At 43.4% G+C, this 532-nt stretch carries 1 protein-coding gene; it reads right to left on the bottom strand.

Annotated features, from left to right (window positions below):
• Positions 1-60 precede the first annotated feature (60 nt).
• Positions 61-532 (bottom strand): transposase (locus H2C83_RS02065; protein WP_181737280.1); only part of this gene is annotated, 472 nt, incomplete at its 5' end.

Here is a 532-nt window from a genome sequence, read left to right as displayed (position 1 = left end):
TAAAGATAAGACTCAGCTTCTCCGCGCTTCATACTTGTAAAGAAAACGAGAAAAAAGAAATTAAGCTACTTCCTGTAATTGAACTTGATGCAAAGCTCCTTGGAGCTTTGCCGCATCATAGGGGATTTGTTTGCGTCCGAGTACGAACAAAATACGAATGAGCTTACAACATAAAGCAATTAATGACTGCTTTCTATGCAATGGGTTGTTTGCACGCTTTGTAAAATAAGCATGAAGAGCTTTAAACTCTGGATTTTTGGCTACAAGTGGCAAAGCGCATCGAAACAGTAATGCTCGTAAGCGTGGGCGACCTCTTTTCGTGATCCGGGTTCTGCCCTTGCGCTTACCTGAGCTATTTTCTTTCAGACTCAACCCTGCTAACTTTTGGATTTGGCGGGAATGTTCATAACGTTGGAGGTCTCCGACCTCCGACAGAAAACCTGCCACAGTGATAAATCCTACACCAGGAATCGTTAGCATTTGTGCTGATCCCGGGATTTGAAGAACGAGCTCTTCGAGTTGTTCCATCAAT

Source organism: Thermoactinomyces mirandus (genome assembly GCF_013868055.1).
In the GTDB taxonomy this organism is placed as follows: domain Bacteria; phylum Bacillota; class Bacilli; order Thermoactinomycetales; family Thermoactinomycetaceae; genus Thermoactinomyces; species Thermoactinomyces mirandus.
Note: the sequence above shows the minus strand (reverse complement) of the source record. Positions and strands in the feature narration are given on the sequence as shown.